6 protein-coding genes are annotated in these 6,502 nt (G+C 51.9%); 3 read left to right on the top strand and 3 right to left on the bottom strand.

Annotated features, from left to right (window positions below):
* Positions 1 to 94 precede the first annotated feature (94 nt).
* Complete coding sequence (gene tyrS / locus ACTHUT_RS12345) at positions 95 to 1,393, top strand: tyrosine--tRNA ligase (protein WP_440418844.1); 1,299 nt, start codon at positions 95 to 97, stop codon at positions 1,391 to 1,393.
* A 171-nt stretch (positions 1,394 to 1,564) separates the two neighbouring features.
* Here tyrS and hslO read toward each other — a convergent pair whose 3' ends face one another.
* The gene (gene hslO / locus ACTHUT_RS12340) at positions 1,565 to 2,461 is read right to left on the bottom strand and encodes an Hsp33 family molecular chaperone HslO (RefSeq protein WP_250599619.1); all 897 of its coding nucleotides are present in this window, start codon (positions 2,459 to 2,461) and stop codon (positions 1,565 to 1,567) included.
* A gap of 260 nt (positions 2,462 to 2,721) precedes the next feature.
* On the opposite strand from hslO, the gene ACTHUT_RS12335 reads away from it, so the two are divergent.
* Both ACTHUT_RS12335 and ACTHUT_RS12330 read left to right on the top strand, forming a co-directional pair.
* Positions 2,722 to 3,351: a C40 family peptidase gene (locus ACTHUT_RS12335; RefSeq protein WP_003684586.1), complete on the top strand. Its 630-nt coding sequence runs from the start codon at positions 2,722 to 2,724 to the stop codon at positions 3,349 to 3,351.
* A gap of 8 nt (positions 3,352 to 3,359) precedes the next feature.
* Positions 3,360 to 3,581 (top strand): hypothetical protein, encoded by a 222-nt coding sequence (locus ACTHUT_RS12330; protein ID WP_004519529.1) that lies wholly within the window; start codon positions 3,360 to 3,362, stop codon positions 3,579 to 3,581.
* A gap of 79 nt (positions 3,582 to 3,660) precedes the next feature.
* Here ACTHUT_RS12330 and ACTHUT_RS12325 read toward each other — a convergent pair whose 3' ends face one another.
* Together ACTHUT_RS12325 and dxs are read right to left on the bottom strand one after the other, a co-directional pair.
* Complete coding sequence (locus ACTHUT_RS12325) at positions 3,661 to 5,061, bottom strand: L-serine ammonia-lyase (protein ID WP_440418843.1); 1,401 nt, start codon at positions 5,059 to 5,061, stop codon at positions 3,661 to 3,663.
* Between the two features lie 65 nt (positions 5,062 to 5,126).
* Positions 5,127 to 6,502 (bottom strand): 1-deoxy-D-xylulose-5-phosphate synthase (gene dxs / locus ACTHUT_RS12320; RefSeq protein WP_440418842.1); only part of this gene is annotated, 1,376 nt, incomplete at its 5' end.

Raw genomic sequence — 6,502 nt, 5'->3', positions numbered from 1 at the left:
CTGAAAGGCATTGCTGAAATTCGTAAATTTTAACATTATTCAAAGATAGTGAATTTTTTTGCACATTACCAAATCTATCCCAAATGGAAATATAATGAAATCAGTTATCCAAGACCTACAATCGCGCGGCTTAATCGCGCAAACTACCGACATCGAAGCCTTAGACGCTTTGTTGAACGAACAAAAAATCTCCCTATACTGCGGTTTTGACCCGACCGCCGACAGCCTGCATATCGGTCACTTGTTGCCCGTATTGGCATTGCGCCGTTTCCAACAGGCGGGTCATACGCCGATTGCTTTGGTGGGCGGCGCGACCGGTATGATTGGCGATCCCAGCTTCAAAGCGGTGGAGCGCAGCTTGAATTCCGCCGAAACCGTTGCCGGCTGGGTAGAAAGCATCCGCAACCAATTGAAACCGTTTTTGAGCTTTGAAGGCGAAAACGCCGCCATTATGGCGAACAACGCCGACTGGTTCGGCAGCATGAACTGCCTCGACTTCCTGCGCGACATCGGCAAGCATTTCTCCGTCAACGCCATGCTGAACAAGGAATCCGTCAAACAGCGTATCGAGCGCGATGATGTGGGTATTTCCTTCACCGAGTTTGCCTACTCCCTGCTGCAAGGCTACGACTTTGCCGAATTGAACAAGCGTCACGGTGCGGTTTTGGAAATCGGCGGCTCCGACCAATGGGGTAACATCACTGCCGGTATCGACTTGACACGTCGTCTGAATCAAAAACAAGTATTCGGTCTGACCCTGCCGCTGGTCACCAAATCCGACGGTACCAAATTCGGCAAAACCGAAGGCGGCGCGGTATGGCTGAACGCGAAGAAAACCTCGCCGTATCAGTTCTACCAATTCTGGCTGAAAGTTGCCGATGCCGATGTGTATAAATTCCTGAAATACTTCACCTTCCTGTCTATCGAAGAAATCGACGCCATCGAAGCGAAAGACAAAGCCAGTGGCACCAAGCCCGAAGCGCAACGCATCCTCGCCGAAGAAATGACCCGCCTGATTCACGGCGAAGCCGCCCTGCAAGCCGCGCAGCGCATTTCCGAAAGCCTGTTTGCCGAAGACCAAAGCAGCCTGACTGAAAGCGACTTCGAACAGCTCGCCCTCGACGGCCTGCCCGCATTTGAAGTTTCAGACGGCCTCAACGTCGTTGAAGCCTTAGTCAAAACCGGCTTGGCATCTTCCAACAAAGAAGCGCGCGGTTTTGTGAACAGCAAAGCGGTTTTGCTCAACGGCAAACCTGCTGAAGCCAATAATCCGAACCATGCTGCTGAAAAACCTGACGATGCCTACATGCTGACCGACGAACACAAACGTTTCGGCAAATACACCATCGTCCGCCGCGGCAAACGCAACCACGCGTTGTTGGTTTGGAAATAATCTTTAAACATTAAACGCATCGTTTAAAACAATCATGCCGTCTGAAATCAGCCACGCTTTTTTTCAGACGGCATTTTCTATTGATAATATCCAATTTTCCAAAAAGAAAGGACAGGTTTTACACCTGCCCTTCTATTAAGCCAATTTCCTTAAAAAACTTTTATTCCCTGCTTACTGCAAACGCTCATTTTCTTGACGGACGGCATTCACCACCTCTGCGCCAAACAAAGCGTTGACATCGGTTTCATCAAACACATACTTGGTATGGCAGAAGTCACAATCAATTTGAATGCTGCCTTGTTCTGCCACCACGCCGCCGACTTCCTGACCGCCAAGCATCAACAGCATATCACTGACTTTGCCGCGAGAGCAGGTGCAGGAAAATTCAATAGTCTCCGGTTCAAAAACGCGGGGCGGGGTTTCATGGTAAAGGCGGTAAAGGGCGTGATGAGCGTCCAAACCGGTCAATTCTTGCGAAGTAAGCGTTTGCGCAAGCGTAGTCACATGCTCCCACGCGGCATCATCCAATTCTTCTTCCGGCAGACGTTGCAGCAATAATGCGCCTGCGGCTTGGTCGTCGGCGGCAAGCGTAATATAGGTATCGAGCTGCTCGGAACGTTTCATATAGTTGACCAACATTTGCGCAATGCCGTCGCCTTCCAGAGGAACAACACCTTGCCATGGGTCGGCATCTTTAGGCTGATGGGTCAAAACGAACACGCTGTTTTTGCCCAACAGCGCAGTCAGGCTTTCGTCATCACGGATTTCAGCAGTTTCGTCCCAACGCGCGGTAGCACGGACAGTATTTTCAGAAGTCGCTTCCACCACCAACATTTTCAGACGGCCCTGACCTTGAACCTGAACAATCAGCGTGCCTTCGTTTTTAAGGTTGGCAGACAATAAAGAACCGGCAGCCAACAATTCGCCCAATGCGCGACGGATGGCGACAGGATAATGTTTTTGGTTGACGATGTGGTGCCAAACCTTTTCGAGGCGGATGTGCATGCCGCGGATAGGCATATCGTCGAAGATAAAGCGTGTACGGATATCGCTGTGATTTTGTGTCATGTCAGTCTCTGAAAATAAATCAATGAATGCCGTTTATATGGTTGCAGCGGCGGATAAATCAAGCGAAACCGTGTTTGATGTTTTTCTAGTTTGTTTGGAAACAAGGGTTTAACGCAAAATAACAGCAGTTTTTTTGCCAAAAAGACAGTTTTTGAATACAATCAAGCAGATAACAAGAGAATGATACGGGATAACATCTCAGAAACCGGCAATGTGCCTGCAATCGGCAGGGAATGCCTTCTGAAACGGAAGTTTTTATAATGAATTTTTTACTCCGGCTCGCAGCAGTTTGGACTTCGGTCGCCATGCTCGCGAGCGTCAATTTTTCTTACGCCGATGATTTGGAAAACCTGATTACCACCCGTCAGCATGTTTTAAACCAATTCAACGACAACGCCAACGTTTACGACAATACGCGTCAGGCAACCCCTGTCCACCCCGTCAATACACACCCCGCTCCAAGCAACAATACGCGCGCACCTTCAGGCAATGCAGACGAATTGATCGGCAGCGCCATGGGCTTGCTCGGCGTGGCCTACCGCTACGGCGGCACATCGGCTTCTACCGGCTTTGACTGCAGCGGCTTCATGCAACACATCTTTAAACGCGCCATGGGTGTAAACCTGCCGCGCACCTCTGCCGAACAGGCGCAAATGGGCGTTGCCGTGAGCCGTTCGGAATTGCAGCCGGGCGACATGGTCTTTTTCCGCACCATGGGTCCCGGCCGTATTTCCCACGTCGGCCTTTACATCGGCAACAACAATTTCATTCATGCGCCGAGAACGGGCAAACGTATCGAAATTACCAGCCTCGGCCACAAATATTGGAGCGCGAAATACGCCTTCGGCCGCCGCGTGAAGAAAAACGATCCATCCCGTTTCTTGAATTGAGGTGCATGATGGCAATGCCGCAAATGCCCAAATGGTATGACGATGACGGTCAGATTGTTTCCTGCACCGAAAAAGTCAAAGTCATGACCGAAAACTTGAACGAACTGTACCAAATAGCGCAGGACGCATTTGAAGACGCGCTGCTGATGGGTTGTTCCGAAAAACAGCTACGCGAATACTTCCGCGACTTAATGGCCGGACTGGAAAACCCTTATCAAAAAAACGGTTAGTTATTCGATCCATACAAAAAAGGCCGTCTGAAAGTTTTTCAGACGGCCTTTTCTTATTGGCCAGACCCCTACCCTATTGCTAACATTCCACCACGCGCACGGATACTGGGACGGCTTTTTTCTGCAAGGTAATGGCCAGGCCTGCGAGTGAGGTTTCTTTGTAGGTTGCCTTCATATCGCGGCCGGTTTGCAACATGGTTTGAATCACTTCATCAAGTGAGACTTTTTTGTCTGTGCCGTCTTCCAAAAGCGCAAGGGTAGCGAGCTTGAGGGCTTTTTCGGCGGCGATGCCGTTGCGCTCGATACAGGGGATTTGCACCAAGCCGCCGACCGGGTCACAGGTCAGGCCTAAGTGGTGTTCCATGGCCATTTCGGCGGCGTTTTCCACTTGTTTCGGTGTACCGTCGATAACTTCGGCGTATGCGCCAGCCGCCATGGAACACGCCACGCCGACTTCACCTTGGCAGCCTACATCCGCGCCGGAAATCGACGCGTTGGTTTTATACAAAATACCGATGGCACCGGCAGTCAGCAGGAAATCTTCGACACGCGATTGGTTGGCGTGCGGATTAAATTTGCGGAAATAGTGCAAGACGGCAGGAATGATGCCTGCCGCGCCGTTGGTGGGTGCAGTTACAACACGGCCGCCGGCGGCGTTTTCTTCATTAACCGCCATGGCGTACACCATCGGCCAAAGTTGGGTATTGACGATTTCGCTCTCACGCAGGACTTTGAGTTTGGCCGCCAACTGCGGCGCGCGGCGGCGGACGTTCAAGCCGCCCGGCAGCTGCCCTTCCGCACCCAAGCCGCGCTTGATGCAGTTTTCCATCACATCGGCCACGGCAGCCACACGGCGGCGTACTTCCGCTTCATCGCAACCTGCCAACGCCGCTTCATTGGCCAACACGACTTCGGAAATATTCAACTGGTTCAGACGGCATTGTGCCAGCAGCTCGTCGCAGTTTTTGTAAGGATATGGCACGTCTGGATTTTCCTGCGCTTCTTGTGCAAACCCTTCGTCTGTTACGATAAAACCGCCGCCGACCGAATAATAAATCTGCTCTTTCAGCTTCTGGCCGTCTGAATTGTAGGCGATAAAGTTCAAACCGTTCGGATGTTTGGGCAACACTTTGTCGCCGCGGATATCCAAATCTTTTTCAGGATTGAATGCCATTTCACGGCCGTTGAGTTTTAAAACGTGCTGCGTGCGGATGCGTTCCAAGCGTTGGGGGATGTCTGCAAGCGGAATATCGTGCGGCAGGCTGCCTTCCAAACCAAGCAATAATGCGTCGAATGTGCCGTGTCCGATGCCGGTCAAGGCAAGCGAGCCGTACACTTCAATGACAATGCGCGCCACTTGCGTATCCAAGTTTTCGGCATGCAGCAAATCGGCAAAAGCGGCCGCAGCCTTCATCGGGCCGACGGTATGCGAGCTGGACGGGCCGATGCCGATTTTAAAAATATCGAAAATACTGATCATGGGGTTTTCCCTTATAGTCTGAAAAGGCCGTCTGAAGATTTCAGACGGCCTGTTGTTTGTAAAGCTTAAACAGTCTCTATCCAACCGCCAATGCGTTTTTCAACGGCTTCGGCATTCAGCCCCAAATCGGCTAAAAGTTTTTTCGGATCGCCGTGTTCGGTAACTTTGTCTTCTACACCCAGCAGCAATACCGGTTTGCAGATGCCGTGTTTCGCCAACACTTCCAACACTGCGCTGCCTGCGCCGCCTTGTTCGGCGTTTTCTTCGGCGGTAACGATGTAATCGTGGCTTCGGGCAAGACGGACGATCAGCTCTTCATCTATCGGTTTGACAAAGCGCATATCGGCAACAGTGGCGTTCAGCTTGTCGGCGGCGGTCAATGATGGGGCAACCATGCTGCCAAAGGCAATAACGGCAATTTTCTCACCTTGGCGGCGGATGATGCCTTTGCCGATTTCAACGGTTTCCAGGCCGTCTGAAATGGTTGCGCCCGTGCCTGTACCGCGCGGATAACGGACGGCAGATGGAGAGTTTGCCTGATAGCAGGTTGAGAGCAGCAGGCGGCATTCGTTTTCGTCGCTTGGTGCAGCAATAATCATGTTCGGCACGCAACGCAAAAAGCTCAAATCGTACAAACCGGCATGGGTCGGGCCGTCTGCACCGACAATACCTGCACGGTCAATGGCGAACAAAACAGGCAGGTTTTGCAAGGCAACGTCATGTACCAACTGGTCGTAAGCACGTTGCAGGAAAGTGGAGTAAATCGCCACGACAGGCTTGATGCCTTCGCATGCCAAACCGCCTGCAAAGGTAACGGCGTGTTGCTCGGCGATGCCGACGTCGAAATAGCGGTCGGGGAATTGCTGTTCAAACTCAACCAAGCCGCTTCCCTCGCGCATGGCTGGGGTGATGGCAACCAGACGCTCGTCCGCCGCCGCCTGGTCGCACAGCCATTGGCCGAACACTTGCGTATAAGTCGGTTTGGCCGCGACAGGTTTGACTTCCGGAGCAGGCACTTCGCTCGGCAACTTGGCGACGGCGTGGTATTTGACAGGGTCGTTTTCGGCGAATTTGTAGCCGTTGCCTTTTTTGGTGATGACGTGCAACAACTGAGGGCCTGTGCGGCCGCGCAAGTCTTTTAATACGTCCACCAGATTTTCAACGTTGTGGCCGTCCACCGGGCCGGTATAACGGAAACCGAAGTTTTCAAACAAAGACAGCGATTGTTTGGCGTGTTCCGCTTCGCCTGCCAAGGTTTTGATTTTATTTTCGACTTTTTGGGCAAGCTCCATCGCACCGGGCAATTTATCCAATACTTTGCTCGATTGGGCTTTGATGGTGCTCAACAGGCCGTGCATATCGCGCACGACGTTGCTGGCAAGGTATTTCGGCAGCGCGCCGACATTGGGGGAAATCGACATTTCGTTGTCGTTGAGGATGA

The sequence above is a fragment of the Neisseria sp. P0022.S010 genome, assembly GCF_051956635.1.
Note: the sequence above shows the minus strand (reverse complement) of the source record. Positions and strands in the feature narration are given on the sequence as shown.